The organism is Dyadobacter sediminis (assembly GCF_005860765.1).
GTDB lineage: Bacteria > Bacteroidota > Bacteroidia > Cytophagales > Spirosomataceae > Dyadobacter > Dyadobacter sediminis.
This window is the reverse complement of sequence record NZ_VCEI01000029.1, coordinates 250652-273001: the sequence shown is the minus strand read 5'-3', so window position 1 is coordinate 273001 and position 22350 is coordinate 250652. Positions and strand designations below refer to the sequence as shown.

The following is a 22350-nucleotide window of genomic DNA, read 5'->3' as shown; positions in this document are numbered from 1 at the left end:
ATTCTAGTTTTATGCTGTTACTATAACTACAACTAAGCGCTTTATATGGCAAATCAATTATGGGTTAAAAAGCCTATTGAAAAATTATTACAGGAATCAACCGGAGAAGCAAACCAATTAAAACGATCGTTGGGATCAGCCAGTTTGGTTGCACTTGGAATTGGTGCCATTATTGGTGCAGGACTTTTTTCATTAACAGGAATTGCCGCCGCAGAACATTCCGGACCGGCAGTTACCATTTCATTTATACTGGCCGCCGTTGGTTGCGGATTTGCAGGACTGTGCTATGCTGAGTTTGCTTCCATGATACCCATTGCAGGAAGTGCTTATACTTATTCCTACGCTACAATGGGCGAATTCGTAGCCTGGATCATAGGCTGGGACCTTGTTCTGGAATATGCGCTCGGTGCCGCAACCGTTTCTGTAAGCTGGTCGCGGTATCTGCTCGAATTCCTTAATAAGTTTGATATTCATCTTCCTACTCAGCTTGTTTGCTCTCCTTTTGAAGTAGTTAAACTGAGTAACGGAACGGTTATCGATAATGGCATTGTCAATTTGCCGGCCATCATCATTGTTTGCTTGCTGTCATTGCTTTTGATCAGAGGAACGCAAAGTTCTGCTTTCCTGAACAATTTGCTTGTTATCCTGAAAGTAGCAGTTGTACTGATATTCATCGCATTGGGATGGAGCCATATTGATCCGCAGAATTACGTTCCTTATATTCCTGAAAATACCGGAAATTATGAAAACTTTGGCTGGACAGGCATTGCCACCGGAGCGGCCGTAGTATTTTTTGCCTTTATCGGATTTGATGCGGTTTCAACTGCCGCGCAGGAAGCTAAAAACCCGCAAAAAGGAATGCCAATCGGAATTCTGGGTTCATTGGTTGTCTGTACAATCCTGTATGTGCTTTTTGCGCATGTCATGACGGGTTTGGTAAAATATACTGAATTTGCAAATGATGCCAAACCGGCTGCAACGGCTTTTGCCAAAACTGGCTACGATTCACTTCAGACCGGATTGATCATCGCGATTCTGGCGGGATATACTTCTGTAATCATTGTGATGCTTCTGGGCCAGAGCCGTGTATTTTATTCCATGAGTAAAGATGGGCTGCTGCCTGGATTTTTCAGCGATGTACATGCCAAATTCCATACACCGTGGAAAACAAACCTTTTCTTTATGGCATTTGTAAGTATCTTTTCCGGGCTTGTTCCGGTGAGTGATCTTGGCCATATGGTAAGTATCGGAACATTGTTTGCATTCTGCCTGGTTTGTGTAGGCGTTTGGATGCTGCGTGTAAAAAGGCCTGATCTTCCGCGTTCATTCCGCACTCCGCTCGTTCCGTTTGTACCAATTATGGGTATTGTAGTTTGTGTTTACCTGATGTATTCTTTACCGGTAGAAAGCTGGTTTCGTCTGGCAATCTGGCTTGCGCTGGGTCTTGTGGTTTATTTCGGCTATGGCAAGAAGAACAGTAAGTTGGGAAGAGAGTAGGTTTTGAGTGGGTGACGGTGATTTATTGTCAGTGATGGTCATTTGTTGTCATTGGTTGTTTTTGATTTGTGACTTTAACCAAAAGCTGATTGCTGGCAGTTGAACGCTAACTGCTAAACAGTTCTGAATAATCGTAAAAAAGTCTTGCTTTCAGGAACCTGGGAGCAAGACTTTTTATTTTAAAGCCAACAGCCAACAGCCAACAGCCAACAGCCAACAGCCAACAGCCAACAGCCAACAGCCAACAGCCAACAGCCAACAGCTATATCCTTGCAAGAACCCGTTCTGAGACCGTTTGTCCTATTGACAATGAAGAAGTTGCTGCCGGTGACGGGGCATTACAAATGTTGATTGCATTCTTGTTTTCGATAATGGAAAAATCGTCCAGCAAGCCACCATCGTAATCACAAGCCTGCGCACGTACGCCCGCACCGCCGGGAACAAGATCTTCACTCTGGATTTCCGGGATCAAGCCCTGGAGTGCTTTTGTAAAAGCTGCTTTGGAAAAAGAACGATAATATTCGCCCATGCCTGTTTTCCAGTATTTGGCGGCAACTTTGCGGAAGCCCGGCCAAGCCAGCGATTCCATCATTTCACCGACATTCAGATCTGTTTTACGGTAACCTTCACGTCGGAATGCAAAAACAGCGTTTGGGCCGGCTTCAACACCTCCTTCGATCATTCTGGTAAAATGCACGCCCAGAAATGGAAAATTCGGATCGGGAACGGGATAAATCAGGTTTTTGACCAGATATTGTTTTTCCGGAACAATTTTGTAATACTCTCCGCGAAAAGGAATAATCCGCACCTTTATATTTTCCGGCTGCGTTAGCTGTGCAATTTTATCTGAATACAATCCGGCACAATTCACGATCAGGCATGTTTCAAAAACTTTACCTGTTGCCGAAACAACTTCGGAATGAGTATTGCGGTTTTTTATATCAATTATTTTTTCACCGAACCGGATTTCACCTCCCAGCTTTTGCAGGCATTCGGCATACTTTTCAGAAACCGATTTGTAATCGATAATGCCTGTGTAAGGAACCCAGATACCTTCTGTTCCCGTTACGTGCGGTTCAATTTCGCGGATTTCAGCTTTGGAAATCATTTTATTTTTTACAAGGCCATTCTGCATGCCTCGTTCGTAAAGGTTGCGCAGCAAAGGTTTCTGATCTTCGCTGGTCGCCACAACGATCTTACCGCACAGATCATAAGAAACGCCTTCACGGTCGCAGAAATCGATGAGCATCTGATATCCGCGGATGCAGTTTGTTGCTTTCAGGCTTCCCGGCTTGTAATAAAGTCCGGAATGAATCACGCCGCTGTTGTGTCCGGTCTGATGCTTTGCAACTTCATTTTCCTTTTCCAGCAAAAGCAGTTTCAATGAAGGTTTTTGCTCCTTGATCCGAAGCGCGGTAGCAAGGCCGACAATGCCGCCGCCTATAACTGTAATATCGTACATGAAATATAAATTACTGCTTGTTTGATCCGAAAATTACGCAGGAAGTGATATTTTCCCCATTGATATGCCTGGAACGCCTTCTTTTTCTCCAAAGTGACTTTGATCTCCTGCAATGGCTTCATTGGCCAGAACTGCAAAAAGTACGGCTTCTTTGGCATCTCCGGGAACACCAAGCTCATCAATCAGTTTGGCCGGAGCATTCAGTTCTTCCTGAATGGCCTGCATCAGCAGGGGATTATGCGCACCGCCTCCGCTGGCATAAACCGTATAGGAATCATTTTGGCTCATTACGCTTTTTATTGCATCGGTAATGGTATCGGCGCTTAAACGGGTGAGTGTAGCAATGATATCCTGCCGCGACAGCGACGTAAGTTTTGCTTTCTGAATGGCTGCTTCCACGTAATCAAAATTAAATATCTCAGGACCCGTTGTTTTTGGAAATGGCTGCTTGAAAAAAGGGAACAACTTTAATGCTTCCAGTAACGGAGCATTTACTTTTCCTTTGGCAGCAATTTCGCCGTTTTCGTCAAATGGTTTATGAAAAAATCTTCTTGTGTAGGCATCAATCAATGTATTTCCCGGACCCGTATCGCTGGTGAAAACCGCTGCGGTATCCTGGTTTCCGGGAAGGAAAGTAAAGTTAGCAATGCCGCCCATGTTCAGCAGGATGCGGTTTTCACCTTTTTTGGAAAACAGGAAATGATCGCCGTACACGGCGAGCGGAGCGCCTTCTCCGCCTGCTGCGATGTGCTTCTGACGAAAATCGCTCAAGGTGATGATTCCGGTCTTTACGGCGATATGGTCACCGTCGCCGATCTGCAGGGTCGAATCGGGGAACAGGCTTTGTCCGTGCTGCTTTTTAGGCGCATGAAAAACGGTTTGTCCGTGACTTGCAATCAGGTCAATTTCCTCTGGTGCAATATTCCATTGTTTCAGGCAATCCAGAATGATTTTCCCGTGTTCACTGCCGATGTAGGGATTTAAAAGACAGAGTTGCTGGAAATCAATTTCCCTTTTGGCAAAGATCTTGCGGATCTCGTTCCGAAAATCATCAGAATAGGGTACCGTTACAAAATTTTCCATTTTCAGGATCGTATCGGTTCCGCTGTTCTCAATGTTGCACAAGGCTACGTCCAATCCGTCCAGCGAAGTACCGGACATCAACCCGACAATGCGCCTGCTTTTTTTGCCGGCAATTCCGTAAAGTTTCTCTATGTGTTTTTTCATAGAATATAAAGTGTAAAAAAAGAAGTCAAGCTTTAAAACCTGACTTCTTTTCAAGAGATGTTCCATCCCTGTTATTTACTATCGGTTGCCGGTGAAGCAGTAGCCTGCGGTTTGTTTGCATTATTCTTATTTTTACCGGACTTGTTTTTTTTCTTCTTTTTCTTCTTCTGTTCCTCGCTGTATTTCTTGTCAAGGTTTTCAAGATCACTGTTCAGTTTGCCAGGAATTTTTTCAATGCCTTTTTCAGGTTCCGGCGTCAGGATATCGAGAGATTCCGGAAGAATATCCTTTTTGTTCAATGCAATGATCTCCATTACTTTATCAATGGCGACCGGATACCAGTTTGTATCTTTATCAAACCCGAACCACATGATTTTTTTGAAAATGTCTGTTTTCTGCAAAACGGCATTTCCTTTTTTGGTTTTCAGCGGTGCGTCTACGGTCGGAATATCGCGCAAGGCATCAATATAAGTTTCCAGCTCGTAGTTGAGGCAGCATTTCAGTCTTCCGCATTGTCCGGAAAGCTTGGCCGGGTTCAGCGAAAGATTCTGATAGCGGGCGGCAGCCGTTGATATATTTTTAAAATCCGTAAGCCATGTTGAACAGCACAATTCGCGTCCGCATGAACCCAGACCGCCCAAACGACTTGCTTCCTGCCGCAGGCTGATCTGCCGCATTTCAATCCTTACCTTGAATTCCGATGCCAATGCTTTGATCAGCTCACGGAAATCAACCCGTTCTTCGGATGAGTAGTAAAAAGTTGTTTTGGTATTATCCGACTGGAATTCAACGTCCGACAGCTTCATATTCAGCTTCATCTCACGAATGATTTCGCGCGTCCGGTAAAGCGTCGGCATCTCACGGGCCATTGCCTGCGTATGCTTGTCAAGGTCTTTCTCGGTTGCGATACGATAAATCACGTGCATGTCGTCGTTTATCACGACGTTTTTCCGTTTCATCTGAAGCCTTACCAATTCACCCTGCAAGGAAATGGCACCGATATGCTGGCCGGAAGCCATTTCACAGACAACGTAATCGCCTGTGACAAATTCCAGTTGATTTATATTCCGGAAGTATTCTTTTCTTCCGCCTTTAAACTTTACTTCTACTACATCAAAACGCTGGCTGGCGGGCACATCCATGTGGCTCAGCCAGTCAAAAACATTCATTTTATTACATCCGCCTGTTCCACAGGTTCCTTTACTTCCACATCCGGAAACAGCCGATTCACTCGTGCCGCATCCTCCGGATGAACATGATCCACATCCCATAATTACACATATTCATCAATCATTGTACCGAATTAAATCCACACCGATATCATGCCGGAAATATTTTCCCTCAAACTGAACGGCCTGCGCAGCACGCTGCGACTTGTGCACGGCGTTTTCAAGGGAATTGGCAAGACCGGTAAGTGCCATTACCCTTCCTCCGTTTGTCACGATTTCGGTGTTTCCGTTGAAAGTGGTTCCGGCATGATACAAAAATACGTCTTCTACTTTTTCACTTCCGGAAATCACTTTCCCTTTTTCATATTCGCCCGGATAGCCGCCCGAAACAACCACCGTTGTAACGGCTGTCTGAGGAGAAATCTGAAGTTCAAAATCATTCAGCGTTCCCTTGGCTGTAGAAGCCATCAGCATCGCAAAATCAGATTGAATACGAGGTATGACAACTTCCGTTTCCGGATCACCCATCCGTACATTATACTCAATAACATAAGGTTCGCCTTTTGTATTCATTAATCCTATGAATATAAAGCCGACATACTTGATTCCTTCCTTTTTCAGGCCGTTTAAAGTAGGCTTGACCACTTTTTCCTCTACTTTTTTCAGAAAATTCGCATCGGCAAAAGGTACCGGAGAAACAGCTCCCATTCCGCCTGTATTCAGTCCCGTGTCATGTTCTCCGATTCTTTTATAATCTTTTGCTTCGGGCAGTATTTTATAATGTTCGCCGTCTGTAAGTACAAACACCGACAATTCAATTCCTTTCAGAAACTGTTCAATAACCACTTTACTTCCTGCTTCTCCAAATTTGCCATCCAGCAACATTTCCTTGAACGCCTGCTCGGCCTCCGCATGTTTTTCAGCTATAATAACGCCTTTACCAGCCGCAAGCCCGTCTGCCTTAAGCACGATCGGAAGCGGATGGTTTTCCAGATATTTAAGACCTTCCGTCAGGGTTTCAACAGTAAAAGTTCTGGAAGAAGCGGTTGGAATGCCGTACTTCTGCATAAACTGTTTGGAAAAATCCTTGCTTCCTTCCAGTTGAGCGCCGGCTTTGTTCGGGCCTATGATTTTTATTCTGGAAAGATCCGGCCTTGATGCAAAGTAATCAACGATCCCGTTGACAAGAGGTTCCTCCGGGCCAACAATAACCAGCTCGACATTATTTTCCAGAACAGCATCTGCAATGGCTTCAAAGTCGTTGTAAGTTATCGAAAGGTTTGTTGCAATATTTGCGGTACCGGCATTTCCGGGTGCTACAAACAAATTGTCACAAAGAGGGCTTGGGGCAATTTTCCAGGCAAAAGCATGTTCTCTCCCGCCCGATCCCAATATAAGTATGTTCATAAATGGTTATTGTTTCACTTAGCATTGATAACAAGTTTTCAGACTGTTAGTTTGCCAGTTCTGATAAAAACTTGATACGCATCAGCCGAAGTTCCTCTTCGCTTATTTCATCATTGGCAAATTCATCCAACGCAGCAGCGATGTTGTCTGTTTCAGCTGTCATAAAGTAGTCATAAATATCTTTTTGCCGTTCGCGGTCAATAACCTGGTTAATATAATAATCCAGATTTAATTTGGTGCCGGAATAACAGATATGTTCCACTTCTTCAATAACATCAGCCAATGCAAGGTCTTTCACTTCGGCAATTTCGTCCAGACTTACTTTCCTGTCAACCTGCTGAATGATAAATATTTTGATCTTGGATTTATTGACCGTCGATTTGATAACGACATCTTTCGCGGTTTCTATTTCATTTTCTTCAACATATCTTGTAATCAGATCCAGGAACTGACGTCCGAATTTCTGGACTTTTCCCATTCCCACGCCGTTGATCTGCGCCATTTCCTGCTGGGTAGTAGGATAAGTCGTGGCCATTTCTTCCATGGAAGGATCCTGAAAGATAACATATGGCGGGAGATTTTTCTCTTTGGCTACTTTTTTTCTGAGGGCTTTAAGCATGCCAAGAAGCGCTTCGTCATAAGCATGCGCACTTCCGCCGCCGGTCGCAGCATCCTTATCGTCGTCTTCGGGTTTTACTTCTTCTTCGTCAAAATTATGGTCTTTGTGCAGCGTAACCGGATACGGATCATTCAGATAATTAGCACCTTTTTCTCCCAGTTTAATAACGCCGTAATTTTCTATGTCTTTTTCAAGGTAATTGAAAATCACAAGCTGGCGGATTGCCGAAACCCAGTAATCTCTGGATTCATTCAGTTCCAGACCTTTGCCATAAACTTCCAGCTGATCATGCTCGTAGCTTTTTACATACTGATTTTCAGTAGCTGTGAGAAGATCGGCGATATGGTCGGCATCAAAGCGCTGTTCAGTCAGCTGAACTGCTTTCAGCACCAGAATAACATCATCCTGAACTTTGGTTTTTTCAGTCGGCTTGATGCAGTTGTCACAAAAACCACAGTCCTTTTCGAAATATTCACCGAAATAACTCAGCAATTGTCTCCGCCGGCAAACGCCCAAGGTAGAATAAGCCACCATTTCATTCAGTAAATGGCGTGCGTTGTCGCGTTCGGTAACGGTTTTATCTTTATTGAATTTCTCCAGCTTCTGAATGTCCTCGTAGCTGTAAAACATCAGGCAGTTTCCTTCCAGCCCGTCTCTTCCGGCCCGGCCCGTTTCCTGATAATATCCTTCCAACGATTTGGGAACGTCGTAATGGATCACAAAACGAACATCCGGCTTGTCAATGCCCATTCCGAAAGCGATTGTCGCCACAATGACGTCTGCTTCTTCATTCAGGAATGCATCCTGATTGGCCATGCGTGTATTGCTGTCGAGCCCGGCATGATACGGCAACGCACGTACGTCGTTAACGGTCAGCAGCTCGGCCACTTCTTCCACCGTTTTGCGGCTGAGGCAGTATACAATTCCGGATTTGCCTTTGTTGTTGCGCACATACCGGATCAGCTGCTTTTTTACGTCTTTCTTAGGACGTATTTCGTAGTAAAGGTTTTTACGGTTAAAAGAAGATTTAAAGGTTTCGGCTTCTTCCATCTGCAGATTCTTGCGGATATCCTGCTGTACTTTCGGCGTTGCAGTTGCCGTTAGCGCAATGATGGGAAGGTTGCCGATGTTTTCAATAATCCCGTAAATGCGTCGGTACTCCGGCCTGAAATCGTGCCCCCATTCTGAAATACAGTGTGCCTCGTCGATAGCGACAAAGGATATTTTTACTTTTTTAAGAAAATCCAGATTGTCTTCTTTGGTAAGTGATTCCGGTGCGATATAAAGTAATTTCAGGCTTCCGTCGAGTGCGTCGGTTTTTACCCTTGTCATTTCTGCTTTTGTAAGCGTGGAATTAAGAAACTGTGCATTAATCCCGAACGCTGTCAGCTGATCCACCTGATTTTTCATCAAGGCGATCAGCGGTGAAATGACAATCGTCAAACCGTCACTGACAAGGGCCGGCAGCTGATAGCAAAGTGATTTTCCTGCGCCTGTCGGCATAATCACGAATGTATTTTTGCCAAGCAGGATATTCTGAATAATTACTTCCTGCTCTCCCCTGAACTGACTGTATCCGAATATTTCTTTAAGTCTTTCTTTCAACGTGTCTAGTACGACTGTATCAACCTTCTTTACCATACTCTGTTAACAAAATGGTTATCCCAAACTTCTATATCTTTGCTTTTGAAATTGACAATTACAATTGGTTCTTAATAAAACAGTGTTTCAGATTTGAAATTAATAAAAAATATTCAGTCAATAGCAAAAGATGTATTGCGGCAGGAGGCTGAAGCTTTGCATAATCTGATCGATTTGATTGATGATGAATTTGAAAAATGCGTATATGCCATATTAAATTCTGGCGGACGGGTTGTAATCAGCGGAATCGGGAAAAGTGCGATCGTCGGGCAAAAAATTGTGGCGACGCTGAATTCCACCGGAACACCTGCATTATTCATGCATGCGGCTGATGCCATACACGGTGATCTGGGCATGATACAGCAAAACGATGTTGTGATTGTGATCTCCAAAAGCGGCGATACGCCTGAAATAAAAGTGCTGGTTCCGCTTCTGAAACGGACGGGCGTTGTTATGATCGCGATGGTCAGCAACAATGATTCGTACTTGTCACGCAACAGCCATTATGTTTTGCATGCATATGCGCCGGTCGAGGCCGATTCACTGAATCTTGCGCCAACGACAAGCACTTCCGTTGCCATGGCGCTGGGCGACGCGCTGGCCATAAGTCTGCTGGAAGCAAGAGGATTTACGCATGACGATTTTGCAAGATTTCATCCGGGAGGTTCTTTGGGAAAAAGGCTTTATCTGAAAGTTTGTGACATTTATCCCAATAATGCACTTCCTGTCGTACAGGAAAATGCCACACTGAAAGAAGTCATACTTGAAATTACTTCCAAAAGGCTCGGCGCGACTGTTGTTGAAAAAGCCTCGGGCGATATGGCCGGAATTATTACAGACGGAGATTTGCGGCGGATGCTAAATCTGCATGCCGGAGACAGCATTTTACACCTGAAAGCCTGCGACATCATGACAACTTCTCCAGTATGCGTTTCTCCAGACGAATACGCGGTGAAAGCGCTGGAAATCATGCAGGCAAAAAGTATAACGCAGATTGTCGTTGTGGAAAATGAAAAAGTGCTGGGCTTTGTTCACCTGCACGATCTTTTGCGGGAAGGGCTTGTATAGAAAACAGCCAATTTGATGTTACATCAAATTGGCTGTTTTCTGTTTTATCTGAATCTTTTGGATTGCTGCACCGTGCGTTCATCTTTCCGGATGAAACGATTGGCGAAAACATTGGCAAGCATGGCCGCCACAAGGCCGTAAAATCCGGTTTCGTAATTGCCCGGAGAATTTGGATCAAACAATTTGGCCGTTTTATAAAAAGTGAAATAAATCACAAGCCCCATTGTAATGGTCATTAAAATGGAGTTCACTGCGCAAAGTGCCGATTGCAAAACCCGGTTTTTGTACTGAAATATGGCATAAGCCGCAACGCCGGCTACAAGTATGGCCAGAATAATAAGATAATATACCGGCTGCACATTGGATTGTACGGCATTGATTTCGTGATTCAATCGGATGGCGGTAAGATCTGCTCTTTCTTCTCCTGCAATGGCAGTTTTGCTCCATATCGGAAAAGAGAGAAAAACGCCCATTCCGATGATTGTAATGGCTAAAAAAACGGTCTGAATTCTTTGTAACATTGTAATTAAAATATTTTTCTGTGCTGCGTAATGCACAAATTTACTAAAGTCGGAACAGAGTTAAAGAAAATCGGGAACTACTTCTCCGTACAAGTCAAATTCCTCTGCAGAAGTAATCTTTACGCGTGCAAAATCGCCTAGCCTTACATACTGGCTTGCAGGAACAAGTACTTCATTATCCACTTCCGGCGAATCGAACTCGGTACGCCCAATAAAATGACCGCCTTCCTTGCGGTCAAAAAGGACTTTATAGGTATTGCCGATTTTCTGCTGATTCAACTCGTAGGAAATTCCCTGCTGAAGTTCCATAATGGCATCTGCACGTTCCTGTTTGATCTCTTCCGGAATGTCGTCGGCCATGGTATAGGAATGCGTATTGTCTTCATGCGAGTACTGAAACGCACCGAGCCGGTCAAAACGCATTTTTTCCACAAACTCGTAAGTTTCATCAAACAAAGCTTCCGTTTCACCCGGATGCCCGACGATCAGCGTAGTCCTTAATGCGATTCCCGGTACTTTATCGCGGATCGTTTCAATCAAAGCCTCTGTTTTTTCGCGCGTAATACCGCGGCGCATGGATTTCAGGATTTCGGTTGAGCCGGACTGCAAAGGCATATCCAGGTATTTGCAAACGTTGCTTCGTTCGTTCATCACATCCAGAATATCCATCGGAAAACCGGCCGGATAAGCATACTGCAAGCGGATCCAATCAATGCCTTCCACATCGGAAAGCCTTGCAATAAGATCAGACAAATTCCTTTTCTTGTAAATATCCAGACCGTAGTAAGTAAGGTCCTGCGCAATGAGAATCAGTTCTTTAGTGCCTCGTTTCGCCAGCGATTTAGCTTCTTTTACCAGTTCATCAATCGGACGTGAAACATGGCTTCCACGCATGATCGGAATGGCGCAGAAACTGCATGGACGATCGCAGCCTTCTGCAATTTTGAGGTATGCATAATGCGCAGGCGTCGTCAGCAAGCGTTCTCCGACCAGTTCGTGCTTGTAATCCGCTTTCAGTGTTTTAAGCAGCCTCGGAAGTTCGTTTGTTCCAAACCATGCGTCTACAGTTGGTATTTCAACAGAGAGTTCATCTTTGTAGCGGTGTGAAAGGCAGCCTGTCACATAAATTTTATCCACCATTCCGGCTGCCTTTGCATCGGCGTAGCGCAGAATCGTATTTACCGATTCCTCTTTGGCATTATCGATAAATCCGCAGGTATTGATTACAACGATCTGTGAATCATCCTTTTTGGATTCATGTGCGACAGTAAATCCGTTTCCTTTCAGTTGTGTATAAAGCACTTCGGAATCGACCAGGTTTTTAGAGCAGCCCAGCGTTACAATATTTACTTTATTCTTGACAATTCCTTTGGTTTTCATTGGAGTCAGCTATTAGCAACTGGCCGCTAGCTATTGATTTTAATTAAAAATAGAGATTATCTTTTATCAGCAAAGTGATTGATAATGAACCATAAAACGAAGCGCAAAGTTCGGGAAATCTGTGTCAGCCTATTTTCTTGAACAGAGAATCGACGAATTCGCTGCGATCAAATACCTGCAGATCATCCATTTTTTCACCGACACCGATGTATTTTACCGGAATTTTGAATTCATCCGAAATCCCGATTACAACGCCGCCTTTTGCCGTTCCGTCCAGTTTTGTTACGGCGAGTGCCGTGATTTCGGTTACTTTGGTAAATTCCCTTGCCTGGATCACAGCGTTCTGGCCGGTGCTTCCGTCGAGCACGAGCAGTACTTCATGCGGTGCATCGGGAATGATTTTCTGCATGACACGCTTGATTTTAGCCAGTTCATTCATCAGGTTAACTTTCGTATGCAAGCGGCCGGCCGTGTCAATGATAATGACATCGGCACCGGTTTCAGTGCCTTTCAGCAATGCATCGTAAGCTACTGCAGACGGATCGGTGTTCATGCCGTGATCAATCACCGGAACATCTACACGTTTTCCCCATAGTTTGAGCTGATCTACGGCTGCCGCGCGGAATGTATCGGCTGCGCCAAGCACCACTTTATGTCCGCGCTGATGAAACTGATGCGCAAGTTTTCCAATTGTTGTCGTTTTGCCAACGCCGTTTACGCCTACAACCATAATGACATAAGGTTTGGGCAAATGCTCGGTTTCAAAACTGTCCTTGATATCTACGGATTTATTTTCGGTAAGAAGTGCTGCAATTTCTTCACGCAGTATGCCGTTCAGCTCGGCAGTTGTTGCATATTTATCCCTTGCAACCCGCTCTTCGATACGCTTGATAATCTTAACCGTCGTTTCGACGCCGACATCGGAGCTGACCAGAATATCTTCCAGTTCGTCCAGAACGTCTTCATCAATCGTGGTTTTACCGACAATGGCACGGGACAATTTGCCAAAGAAACTGTCTTTGGTTTTTTCCAGCCCTTTATCAAGTGTTTCCTTTTTCTCTTTTGAAAAAAAACCGAATAGGCTCATAATAGTATGAATTGGGTAAAATCAGTTACAGCGCATGTGTGCCCAAAAATAAACAAAAAAAGTCCCGAAAGGGACTTTTTACAAACTCAATGACAGAACCTTTTCAGGCTCAGCTTTTTAATGCGCCTTGAACACCGTCAAGAGGCACAATTTCTTCTTTGAAGGTATATGCTCCGGTTTTAGGAGATTTTACGGCTTTAATCACTTTGGCAAATGATTTACCGCCTTCTTTTTTCAGGGTAGCAACTACTTTCTTTGCCATATCTGTATATTTTAAATAGTATTATGAATATTAACTGTTATAAGCGTACTGTCAAATACTGATTTCCGGTCACTTACGCAGCTAACGGATGACAATCAACTTATTTAATTTCCTTGTGGACTGTATAGCGTCTCAGAAATGAATTGAATTTTTTCAGTTCCATACGGCCAGGCGTATTTTTCCGATTTTTTGTAGTCACATAACGTGACATTCCCGGAACACCACTATCTTTTTGTTCTGTGCATTCCAATATAACCTGTACTCTATTACCTTTCTTAGCCATTACTTTACATCGTTTTACAAATAGGACTGCAAAAGTAATAACATTTCGTTTTATTCACAATACTATGTTTTAAATAAAGATTAATTTTTTAACGATTCCGTTACTTTGGAATAAGCCTTAACAAATTGGAGAACAAACCGATAACGCGGCATAATATTTGAGGCACTGCTAATTTCTATAAGCGATATGAAGGAAATCTAGTACAAACTTGCTTTCTTCGTGTGGCAAATTATTGTGAAATCCTTATCTGGCGGAAATTATTTAAAATTTTAAAACAATGACACTTAAAAAAAGTACTTCTTTGGCGCTTGTTGCCCTGGCAGTTTCCTTCTGCATCGGCTGTTCTTCAAAGGAAGACCGTGAAAAATACGATTACTATTATGGTTCCGGCAGTAAATCAAGAGAAGAAGCGGCGCTTGTGACGCTTCAGAATGAAAGAAGAAACCAGCCTGAACCTGTTCGCGCACCGGCAACAACGTCGCCTGCGGCTTCTGGTACAGAAACAGGCAAAACTGGTGACAGCACTTCGGCAGCAGGTTCTTCCGGTAGTGCAACAGGCGCAGCTGCGGCTGGCACGGCATCGGCTGGCGCAGCACCGGCAGCAAATGCTGCTCCAAAACGTAAACCAATTCCGGCGGATGTTTCGGCGCTACTAAACAAGCATGCATGTCTGGCCTGTCATCAGGCTTATGACAAAGTAATCGGGCCGGCCTATGCGGAAGTTGCCAAAAGGAAATATACAGCGGATCAGATCGTGGAACTTGTTCATGCGCCAAAGCCTGAGCACTGGCCGGGTTACCCTCCAATGGCACCGTTTCCACAAGTTCCCAAAGCAGAAATTGTAGTTATAGCGAACTGGATCAATTCCTTGTAAGCTGCATTACAAATTAAGATTGTCAAAAACGTCCGGCCTGAATCAGGCCGGACGTTTTTGTTTATTATGCCGGATATAAGCGTGTAGGCTACGTTAGATAATTACAGATTGGCAATGGCTCATTAATGACATATGGCTGGCAGATTACCTGTTAAATACCTGATATATTTAACAAGTACCCAATTCACATGTATAATGCACTTGCACACACCAAAACAGTACATTTTCCAGAAATGGATCGTATTCTTTACGCTTGGCCTGGTTATGTTTTACTTCTTTCTCTTTGTTTCCAAGCATGCTTTCAACGCACCGTATTTCGATGATTTCAGAGTGATATCCATAATCCGGCGGGTTTCAGAAAGCCCTTTAACCCGCTTTGGCGAATTATTTCAGAATTTTAATGGCCACCGTTTCGGTTTTCCGTTTTCCATTGCATTGCTCGATTACTATGTTGAAGGAAGCTATAACCTGAGATCAATGATGCTACTCGGCACCAGTGTTTATGCAATGTTCTTTGTTATAACGTTTTTCACAATGCGCAGTGCCGGACAGTCACCGGTTACAATGATTCCGGTCGCTCTGCTGATGTTCCAGCCGTCGGTCCACAGAAATATTTTCTGGCCAATCAGCACATTGCAGTACATGTTTTCGGTTTTTCTGACAATCGCCATGTTCTACTGCCTTTCAAAACGCAGTAACAAAGGTTTTATAGCAGCCTTGATACTGGCCGCCCTGCATCCTTGCACAAACGGAAATGGAATTTATGTTATCATGTTAGGAATCGCTCAGCTGATTAGCATGCATGACTACAAAAAAGCCGGAATATGGACGCTGTTTGTTGGTTTGTATGCATGTGTATTCTATCTGGGCATGCCGACCGTCGTAGGTCTGAATGGCTATTCCAACCAGTCGGAACAATTGCTTAATGCACCTTTGCGTATTTTGTGTTGCTTTTTCAGCTTTATGGGGAGTACTTTTTTTGCTATCAGGTTAAAACCCGCAGATGCTGTTGTAGTTGGCGGCATCCTGTCTGCGCTGATGCTGTTTATTTCTGTAAAGTTCCTATTGAATTATTTTACAAAGCGTAATTCCAGCCTTTCCGATAAAGAATCCAGCGAATTTGTCATCTTTTTTACAGCTGTGTCTTTTGTCATCACGGCAGCAGGAGCAGCGATTTCTCGTGGACAAAACAGCTCTACACTGATCATTGACCGTTATGAAGTTTACTCCGTACTTATTGTTGTCATGGTATATTGCCTCTTACTGTTTTCGTTCAGAGGTTCCTGGCGTAATTACTTTCTGCTTGTTTCTATTCCGTTCTCGTTTTTGTATTGTGCTTACATGCACTGGCACTATGGTCCGGTTGTGGCGCACTGGCAAAATTCTCTTCAGACAGATGTTTATATGCTTCAGAAAAACCAGACAATACAAGGAAAGCTTTATCCATTTACGAAAAAAGGTGCCGAGCAATTTGAGGATGCACTACAAGCAGGCATCTACCAATTTCCACAAACAATTTTTACCAAAGTCGGCAACCGGATCGATACTAATGCAAGCCGGCAGGTTAATAAGGATCTGAAATTTCGCTTTGAGAATAAAATACTTCCGGCTTACGGAGGAGTTTATTACTATCAGATTTTTTCCGATGATATTGTTCATCCCGAAACTGCTGAAACCTATTTGATTTTAAAGTCTGTTTCAAAAGACAAAACGTACATTCTCTCACCCGAGTGGAACAGAAATCAAGGTTATATGTCATTCCTGAAAATGAAGAAGCAATACAGTTCCGGCTTCACGGTCAATATCTTTCAGGATACAACCGAGCCGGGAGACTATAATATCGGGATCGTAACAATTAAAAACGACGATATTGACATCGTATACGGATCACAGATTTTCACTATGCCACGGGAAGGGAAGCTGACATTGTATTAAGAAGACTTATATGTTACATCAGAAAATGCTAATTAGGTCACTAATTGTATCTTTGTAAAAGCATTTGTAATTATATATGACTGAAAGCGCAATTCAACCTTCTGATATAACGGATGAACTTCTGGCAACTTATGAAACCGTAATCGGGCTCGAAGTGCATTGCCAGCTTCTGACAGAATCCAAACTATTTGCTCAGGACCGTAACCGGTTTGGCACGGAGCCCAATACAAATATTGGCCCGCTGACACTGGCTTTGCCCGGAACATTGCCAAAAATCAATAAAAAAGCAGTGGAGTACGCCATCCGGCTTGGACTTGCCTGCGGCTGCTCCATCAGCAGACGAACCATTTTTGACCGGAAAAACTATTTTTATCCCGATCTTCCAAAAGGGTACCAGATTTCACAGGACAAAAAACCAATCTGTGAGAACGGCGGTATTACAATCGCAATCAAAAATGCGGAAGGAAAAATAATTGAAAAGTGGATCCGGTTTCATCATATTCATCTGGAAGAAGATGCAGGCAAATCTGTTCATGACGGCAGTGAAACGGAAACGCTCCTGGATTATAACCGCGCGGGAACACCGCTTGTTGAAATGGTTTCCGAGCCTGATCTAAGGTCGGCAGAAGAAACAGGCGCGTTTGTTACAGAAATCCGTCGTCTTGTCCGGTATCTGCAAATCAGCGATGGAAATATGGAAGAAGGTTCGCTGCGCTGCGACGTAAACGTTTCTATCCGGAAAAAAGGAGAAGCCCGGCTTGGAACCAAGGTTGAAATAAAAAACATGAACTCGATCCGCAATATGATGCGCGCGATCAGTTTTGAAGAAAAACGACAGGTTGCATTGCTGGAAAATGGCGCGGGGATTCAGCAGGAAACAAGGATGTTCGATGTCGAAAGCGGCCAGACCTACGGTATGCGGGTAAAGGAAACCATGAACGATTACCGCTATTTTCCTGATCCGGATCTGAGTCCGGTTGTAGTTTCGGAGGAATGGCTGGAAAAGATTCGGGAAAGCATGCCGGCTTTGCCGCAGCAACTGCGTGAAAAATTTGTAAATCAATATGGAATACCGGCTTACGATGCCATGGTGCTGACAGATACACGGGAAATTGCCGCGTATTTTGAGGCGGTATGTTCGGAAACATCCGCTTTTAAAGCTGCCTCCAACTGGCTGATGGGACCGGTGAAATCCTATTTGAATGATCATGGCGGAAACATTGAAACATTTCCAATCAGTCCCGAAATCCTGGCCGATCTGATCCAGCTTAGCGAATCCGGCGTGATAAGCAATTCTGTGGCGACACAGAAAATATTCCCCGTACTCCTGGAAGAACCGGAACGGCAGCCTTCTGAAATTGCATCGTCAAATAACTGGCTGCAAAACAGCAATACAAACGAGCTTGAAACGTTGATTACGGAGGTTATGAATGCAATGCCGGACAAAGTGGCAGCTTACAGAAAAGGTAAAAAGGGATTGTTGGGATTGTTTGTCGGAGAGGTGATGAAAAAATCCAACGGTACGGCTGATCCCAAGCTGATCAATCAGATGCTTGCTGAAAAACTCTGAAATTTCAAAAACTAATCCATTTACAATACAGAAGATCATGAAAGGATTATTCAGACAAAGTATTTTCATTTGCAGCTTTGCTTTGCTGGGCTTTTGTGCCATGGCTCAGGAACTTGCTCCAAAGGATTTTACCATCAACGGAAAAGTCAAAAACGGTTCCAAAGGAGAAAAAGTGATTCTTGCAAGGTCTGCATCCGGCGGATCTCCTGTCAAACTGGATTCTGCACAGCTTGCCGCTGACGGCACATTTTCCTTGAAAGGAGTTGAAAAGGACAGAGGAAGTTTCTTTGTCCTCAATATAGCCGATCGCCAGAAAGTGGTTCTGCTTGTGGAAGGCGGCGAAACTTTTAACGTTACGGCCGACGGCGTTGGAAAAGACAGCAAAGGGAACAACGGGAAAGTGGAAATTACGGGCTCCAGAAACATGGAGTACTATTCCAAAATTGATCAGCTGATGCAGGATTTTGCCGCAAAGGTTACAGTATGGAATGAGGAATATGCCAAGGCAGAGGAAAAAAAGGACACTAAAAAAAATCAGGAAATACAGCAGTCTTTTGCAAAAGCAGATCAGGAACGGCTGGATGTTATCAAGAAACTTTTACCGGAAATGGGCACTTCACTGGTTGCTCTTTTTACGGCCAACAATTTTCTGAGTCCCGAAAACGATCTTGATGTACTGAAAAAACTGGCAGAAGATTACGAAAAAGTCCAGCCTACGCCAACACTTGCAAAAGGGTTTATCGGTACGGTAAAAAGAATGGCCGGCGTAGCAGTAGGGCAACAGGCTCCTGATTTTACGCTGACGAGCCCCGAAGGAAAGCCGGTTGCATTGTCTTCACTGCGCGGCAAGTTTGTATTGATTGATTTCTGGGCATCGTGGTGCGGACCTTGCCGTATGGAAAACCCCAATGTTGTCCGCATGTATGACAAGTTCAAGGATAAAGGATTTGATATATATGGCGTTTCGCTTGATGATAATGAAAAAGCCTGGAAAACGGCCATTACAAAGGATAACCTGAAATGGCAGCACGGATCGGAGCTGAAAAAATGGAATTCCGGCGTGGCGCAGGCTTATGGCGTGAATGCGATCCCGGCTACATTTTTACTGGATAAGGAAGGAAAGATAATTGCTAAAAACTTGCGCGGCCCTGCTTTGGAAAGCAAACTTCAAGAGCTTTTGGGAGCGCAGTAAAATTTAAAGAAACAAACAGAAAAGATCCGTAAAATTCATATTACGGATCTTTTCTGTTTTAGAGAATTTTAAAATATGCTTTTTCACATTTCATGATCTTCCAGACTGTAAAAGAAATTTACGGGATCAGGAAATTTAAAATCATAGTTGTAAAACCGGTTCAGCTTCTCACCGGAAATAATTTTGAAATCCTGTTCTTTTTCAGGAACAGCAAATTCCGGCGCTTTCCAGCCGAACTGCGCACAGGATGTTTCATAAATCTCACGGCGTAAAGGATGCAGCGGCGCTACAATGTTGAAAGTTTCATTAACCAGTCCGTCTTCCAGCATTTTCATTATAACTCCGATGGCATCGTCGCGGTGAATGTAATTTACCGGAATTCCGCCGGTTGTCAGATCTTTTTTCCCGGTTACGTATTTTCCCGGAATACGGTTGTAGCCAAGCAGCCCTCCGAGCCGCAGAATCGTTACAGTTTGTTCCAGTCGCAATGATTTTGCCATTACTTCCGCAGTGACCATGTCTTCCGAAGCGGATTGTTCGGGTAAATCAACGTCATCTTCAGTCACGATCCGGTTTAGTTCCGGATAAATGCCTGTTGAACTGATAAACACAACATCATTGACAGGCGACTTTCTGACTTCACTGATTACGGCTTCCATTTGCTTTACGTAAAATCCCGGTCCGTTTTTTCCGGCACGCGGCGGCAGCGAAATAATCAGCGTTTCTGCGTTAAAAAAGGATTCCGTCAAAGCACTTTCATTTTCAAATCCGGGATTCAGTTCCAGCAAATAGCCGTTGATTCCTTTTGCTTTAAAATTTTCCAGTTTTGGCAAAGATGTTGTACTGCCGTTGATTTTCGTTGTAATATCGGACGCAAGCAGACGTTGAGCTAATGGAAACCCAAGCCAGCCGCAACCCAGAATGCTTATCCGGTTTTTTTCTATTTTTGGTTTCTGATCTGTCATTTTACTTTTTATCCAATCAAATGGTTAATTCCAGAATCCTGCTGTTTTTCTTTTTGCTGGCTGTTGTCGCGACGTCTTGCAACAACAATGAAACCCGTGAAGCAGATACCAGCTCCATTCAGATGAAACTGGTTTCAGAAAATCTGGATGCAGAACTGTTTTCCTGTAAATCGGTTAAAGATGTACAAAATTTTCTGCAAAAGTATAATTACCTGCAAAAGGCGTATTTTACTGATTTCCCGGGAGATTCGGCACAGCTTGCCTCGCACCTTTTCAATATTCTCCAGAACCCGGGTTTTCAAAGTTTCAAAGAGGATCTGGATTCGCTGATCGGTGATCGTGAAGCGACTGTTTTGTCACCGCTTTTAAAGGCATATAAGCAGATCAAATATCATTACCCGAATTTCAATGCGCCTAAAATCCAGTTTATAACCACCGGATTTGAAGGAAATGACCTGTACGTTTCAGATTCGCTGGTGATCATCGGTCTGGATTATTTTGGCGGGCCAAATGCTCGTTATCGCCCGGATGTATATGATTATCAGCTGAGAAGATACCGCAAGGAATACATTGTACCCTCCATTGTCTTCTTTACATCCAACCGCTATAACCGGATGAATGCGCAGGATCAGACGCTTTTGGCGGATATGATCGGGTACGGAAAAGCGTATGAATTTGTAAAACAGGTCATGCCGGATACGCCCGACAGCCTGATTTCAGGGTATTCAGAGGAGAATCTCCGGCGGACTTACAACAGCCAGCAGGAAATATGGTCGTACTTCGTTGCAAGCAAATTGCTTTATGAAAAAAGTGATCTGAAAAAAAGGAAATTTATTGAAGAACGGCCGTTTACTTCCGAAATAGGATCGAAAGTCCCGGGTGCTATTGCACGGTGGGTCGGGTGGCGCATTGTAAACCGTTTTATTGCCAAAAAGCCTGAAATAACCTTGCCCGAACTGATGCAAATTGATAATGCAGGAAGGATTTTGCAGGAATCGGGTTATAAAGGTGAGCCGGACGAAGAGGAGTAAGTTTTTTACTTACTTTTGTGACATCTGTAACGTACTTCAAATCGCATTTGATGCCTTTTCCATTTACACTTCTCATTTTCTTACTCGTCGTTCCTGGTTTTGTAGTTGTCGGCGTTTATCTGGAGCGCAAGGTTTCTGCTTTCATTCAGGATCGGATGGGGCCGATGGAAGTCGGAAAATGGGGTTTATTGCAGTTGTTTGCAGATTTGCTGAAATTACTTCAGAAAGAAGACATTGTTCCCAAAGCCGCCGACCGAAGGCTGTTTCTGATTGCGCCGTTTGTCATCTTTGTTTCTGTTTTTGCCGGTTTTGCCATTGTTCCGCTAGCGCCTGATCTGGCTGGTTCGGGAGCAGCTGTCGGCGTTTTTTTCCTTTTGACAATTGTATCCGTTGACGTTATCGGATTGTTGATGGCGGGCTGGGGTTCCAATAACAAATATGCTCTGTTTGGTGCCATGCGTGCTGTTGCGCAGATTATTTCCTACGAAATCCCGCTCGGATTATCCATTTTATGCGTTGTTATGCTCACGCAAACGCTCGATTTGCAGGTAATCAGTTTTCAGCAGGGCATTTATGCCAATGAAACGGTTTATCTTTTCGGCATGCGGAAGCTTGGAATAGATGTCACAAATGTCGGCGGATTTCTGGCCTGGAACATTGTACGAAACCCGTTTCTCATTATTGCATACGTCGTTTTTTTTATTGCTTCACTGGCCGAATGCAATCGCGCGCCTTTTGACTTGCCGGAAGGAGAATCCGAAATCGTGGCCGGTTTTCATACAGAATATTCCGGAATGCGCTGGGCATTGTTCATGTTATCGGAATACGGAATGATGCTGCTTGTATGCCTTTTAGGTGCCATACTGTTTCTGGGAAGCTGGAACACACCTTTACCCAATATGGGCCCGGTAAAACTGGCTGAATGGACAAGCGGAGAGCCGGGAACCGGGTTTGGCTATATAACCGGAATTTTCTGGCTGCTCAGCAAAGCCATTTTTGGAATCTTGATCCAGATGTGGGCAAGATGGACTTTGCCCCGTTTACGCGTGGATCAGCTGATGTACCTTGGCTGGAAAGTACTTACGCCCGTTGGACTGGTGCTGTTTTTTATATCCGGAATCTGGCGGCTGGCAGGTATTTGATAAACAAGCATTCCCGGT

At 44.0% G+C, this 22350-nt stretch carries 19 protein-coding genes; 8 read left to right on the top strand and 11 right to left on the bottom strand.

Annotation, left to right across the window (positions count from 1 at the left end; all coding sequences use genetic code 11):
* Window positions 1-45: 45 nt before the first annotated feature.
* On the top strand, window positions 46-1497 hold the full coding sequence (locus tag FEM55_RS20640; RefSeq protein ID WP_138283289.1) for an amino acid permease: 1452 nt from the start codon (window positions 46-48) through the stop codon (window positions 1495-1497).
* A 262-nt stretch (window positions 1498-1759) separates the two neighbouring features.
* On the opposite strand, the gene lhgD is transcribed toward FEM55_RS20640, so the two are convergent.
* The 5 genes from lhgD to recQ all read right to left on the bottom strand — a co-directional run bounded on the left by lhgD (window position 1760) and on the right by recQ (window position 9022).
* Entirely contained in the window at window positions 1760-2959 is a 1200-nt protein-coding gene (lhgD, locus tag FEM55_RS20635) for an L-2-hydroxyglutarate dehydrogenase (RefSeq protein ID WP_138283288.1), read from the bottom strand.
* 33 nt (window positions 2960-2992) lie between these two features.
* Window positions 2993-4186: an anhydro-N-acetylmuramic acid kinase gene (locus FEM55_RS20630; protein WP_138283287.1), complete on the bottom strand. Its 1194-nt coding sequence runs from the start codon at window positions 4184-4186 to the stop codon at window positions 2993-2995.
* Between the two features lie 71 nt (window positions 4187-4257).
* Complete coding sequence (locus tag FEM55_RS20625) at window positions 4258-5355, bottom strand: PSP1 domain-containing protein (RefSeq protein WP_229209356.1); 1098 nt, start codon at window positions 5353-5355, stop codon at window positions 4258-4260.
* Window positions 5356-5472: 117 nt separating this feature from the next.
* Window positions 5473-6762: a phosphoribosylamine--glycine ligase gene (gene purD / locus FEM55_RS20620; RefSeq protein ID WP_138283285.1), complete on the bottom strand. Its 1290-nt coding sequence runs from the start codon at window positions 6760-6762 to the stop codon at window positions 5473-5475.
* A gap of 46 nt (window positions 6763-6808) precedes the next feature.
* Window positions 6809-9022, bottom strand: coding sequence for a DNA helicase RecQ (recQ, locus tag FEM55_RS20615; RefSeq protein WP_138283284.1), 2214 nt, complete (start codon window positions 9020-9022; stop codon window positions 6809-6811).
* Window positions 9023-9115: 93 nt separating this feature from the next.
* On the opposite strand from recQ, the gene FEM55_RS20610 reads away from it, so the two are divergent.
* Window positions 9116-10090 carry a KpsF/GutQ family sugar-phosphate isomerase gene (locus FEM55_RS20610; protein WP_138283283.1) on the top strand — a complete coding sequence of 325 codons (975 nt, stop codon included), beginning with the start codon at window positions 9116-9118 and terminating at the stop codon, window positions 10088-10090.
* A 44-nt stretch (window positions 10091-10134) separates the two neighbouring features.
* On the opposite strand, the gene FEM55_RS20605 is transcribed toward FEM55_RS20610, so the two are convergent.
* The 5 genes from FEM55_RS20605 to rpmG form a co-directional block, all read right to left on the bottom strand.
* Window positions 10135-10611, bottom strand: coding sequence for a DUF4293 domain-containing protein (locus FEM55_RS20605; protein ID WP_138283282.1), 477 nt, complete (start codon window positions 10609-10611; stop codon window positions 10135-10137).
* Between the two features lie 60 nt (window positions 10612-10671).
* Window positions 10672-11991, bottom strand: coding sequence for a 30S ribosomal protein S12 methylthiotransferase RimO (gene rimO / locus FEM55_RS20600; RefSeq protein WP_138283281.1), 1320 nt, complete (start codon window positions 11989-11991; stop codon window positions 10672-10674).
* 124 nt (window positions 11992-12115) lie between these two features.
* Window positions 12116-13078, bottom strand: coding sequence for a signal recognition particle-docking protein FtsY (gene ftsY, locus FEM55_RS20595; protein WP_138283280.1), 963 nt, complete (start codon window positions 13076-13078; stop codon window positions 12116-12118).
* Between the two features lie 109 nt (window positions 13079-13187).
* Window positions 13188-13340, bottom strand: a complete 153-nt coding sequence (locus tag FEM55_RS20590; RefSeq protein WP_138283279.1) for a DUF4295 domain-containing protein — start codon at window positions 13338-13340, stop codon at window positions 13188-13190.
* Between the two features lie 100 nt (window positions 13341-13440).
* Window positions 13441-13623 carry a 50S ribosomal protein L33 gene (rpmG, locus tag FEM55_RS20585; protein ID WP_026632037.1) on the bottom strand — a complete coding sequence of 61 codons (183 nt, stop codon included), beginning with the start codon at window positions 13621-13623 and terminating at the stop codon, window positions 13441-13443.
* A 277-nt stretch (window positions 13624-13900) separates the two neighbouring features.
* Between rpmG and FEM55_RS20580 the strand changes: the two genes are divergently transcribed.
* From FEM55_RS20580 to FEM55_RS20565, 4 genes are all read left to right on the top strand, one after another.
* Window positions 13901-14497 (top strand): c-type cytochrome, encoded by a 597-nt coding sequence (locus FEM55_RS20580; protein ID WP_138283278.1) that lies wholly within the window; start codon window positions 13901-13903, stop codon window positions 14495-14497.
* 195 nt (window positions 14498-14692) lie between these two features.
* A complete protein-coding gene (locus FEM55_RS20575; RefSeq protein WP_138283277.1) occupies window positions 14693-16432 on the top strand; it encodes a hypothetical protein in 1740 nt (579 codons plus the stop codon).
* 76 nt (window positions 16433-16508) lie between these two features.
* Complete coding sequence (gene gatB / locus FEM55_RS20570) at window positions 16509-18002, top strand: Asp-tRNA(Asn)/Glu-tRNA(Gln) amidotransferase subunit GatB (RefSeq protein WP_138283276.1); 1494 nt, start codon at window positions 16509-16511, stop codon at window positions 18000-18002.
* Window positions 18003-18039: 37 nt separating this feature from the next.
* The gene (locus FEM55_RS20565; RefSeq protein ID WP_138283275.1) at window positions 18040-19194 is read left to right on the top strand and encodes a TlpA disulfide reductase family protein; all 1155 of its coding nucleotides are present in this window, start codon (window positions 18040-18042) and stop codon (window positions 19192-19194) included.
* Window positions 19195-19277: 83 nt separating this feature from the next.
* Here FEM55_RS20565 and FEM55_RS20560 read toward each other — a convergent pair whose 3' ends face one another.
* Window positions 19278-20159, bottom strand: a complete 882-nt coding sequence (locus FEM55_RS20560) for a Rossmann-fold NAD(P)-binding domain-containing protein (protein ID WP_138283274.1) — start codon at window positions 20157-20159, stop codon at window positions 19278-19280.
* A 20-nt stretch (window positions 20160-20179) separates the two neighbouring features.
* Between FEM55_RS20560 and FEM55_RS20555 the strand changes: the two genes are divergently transcribed.
* Together FEM55_RS20555 and FEM55_RS20550 are read left to right on the top strand one after the other, a co-directional pair.
* Complete coding sequence (locus FEM55_RS20555) at window positions 20180-21190, top strand: gliding motility protein GldB-related protein (RefSeq protein WP_138283273.1); 1011 nt, start codon at window positions 20180-20182, stop codon at window positions 21188-21190.
* Window positions 21191-21240: 50 nt separating this feature from the next.
* The gene (locus tag FEM55_RS20550; protein ID WP_138283433.1) at window positions 21241-22332 is read left to right on the top strand and encodes a complex I subunit 1/NuoH family protein; all 1092 of its coding nucleotides are present in this window, start codon (window positions 21241-21243) and stop codon (window positions 22330-22332) included.
* The last annotated feature ends 18 nt before the right edge of the window (window positions 22333-22350 follow it).

Coding starts and splice junctions, on each gene's coding strand:
- FEM55_RS20640 (WP_138283289.1), top strand. CDS start 46: ATGGCAAATCAATTATGGGTTAAAAAGCCTATTGAAAAATTATTACAG.
- lhgD (WP_138283288.1), bottom strand. CDS start 2,959: ATGTACGATATTACAGTTATAGGCGGCGGCATTGTCGGCCTTGCTACC.
- FEM55_RS20630 (WP_138283287.1), bottom strand. CDS start 4,186: ATGAAAAAACACATAGAGAAACTTTACGGAATTGCCGGCAAAAAAAGC.
- FEM55_RS20625 (WP_229209356.1), bottom strand. CDS start 5,355: ATGAATGTTTTTGACTGGCTGAGCCACATGGATGTGCCCGCCAGCCAG.
- purD (WP_138283285.1), bottom strand. CDS start 6,762: ATGAACATACTTATATTGGGATCGGGCGGGAGAGAACATGCTTTTGCC.
- recQ (WP_138283284.1), bottom strand. CDS start 9,022: ATGGTAAAGAAGGTTGATACAGTCGTACTAGACACGTTGAAAGAAAGA.
- FEM55_RS20605 (WP_138283282.1), bottom strand. CDS start 10,611: ATGTTACAAAGAATTCAGACCGTTTTTTTAGCCATTACAATCATCGGA.
- rimO (WP_138283281.1), bottom strand. CDS start 11,991: ATGAAAACCAAAGGAATTGTCAAGAATAAAGTAAATATTGTAACGCTG.
- ftsY (WP_138283280.1), bottom strand. CDS start 13,078: ATGAGCCTATTCGGTTTTTTTTCAAAAGAGAAAAAGGAAACACTTGAT.
- FEM55_RS20590 (WP_138283279.1), bottom strand. CDS start 13,340: ATGGCAAAGAAAGTAGTTGCTACCCTGAAAAAAGAAGGCGGTAAATCA.
- rpmG (WP_026632037.1), bottom strand. CDS start 13,623: ATGGCTAAGAAAGGTAATAGAGTACAGGTTATATTGGAATGCACAGAA.
- FEM55_RS20580 (WP_138283278.1), top strand. CDS start 13,901: ATGACACTTAAAAAAAGTACTTCTTTGGCGCTTGTTGCCCTGGCAGTT.
- FEM55_RS20575 (WP_138283277.1), top strand. CDS start 14,693: ATGCACTTGCACACACCAAAACAGTACATTTTCCAGAAATGGATCGTA.
- gatB (WP_138283276.1), top strand. CDS start 16,509: ATGACTGAAAGCGCAATTCAACCTTCTGATATAACGGATGAACTTCTG.
- FEM55_RS20565 (WP_138283275.1), top strand. CDS start 18,040: ATGAAAGGATTATTCAGACAAAGTATTTTCATTTGCAGCTTTGCTTTG.
- FEM55_RS20560 (WP_138283274.1), bottom strand. CDS start 20,159: ATGACAGATCAGAAACCAAAAATAGAAAAAAACCGGATAAGCATTCTG.
- FEM55_RS20555 (WP_138283273.1), top strand. CDS start 20,180: ATGGTTAATTCCAGAATCCTGCTGTTTTTCTTTTTGCTGGCTGTTGTC.
- FEM55_RS20550 (WP_138283433.1), top strand. CDS start 21,241: ATGCCTTTTCCATTTACACTTCTCATTTTCTTACTCGTCGTTCCTGGT.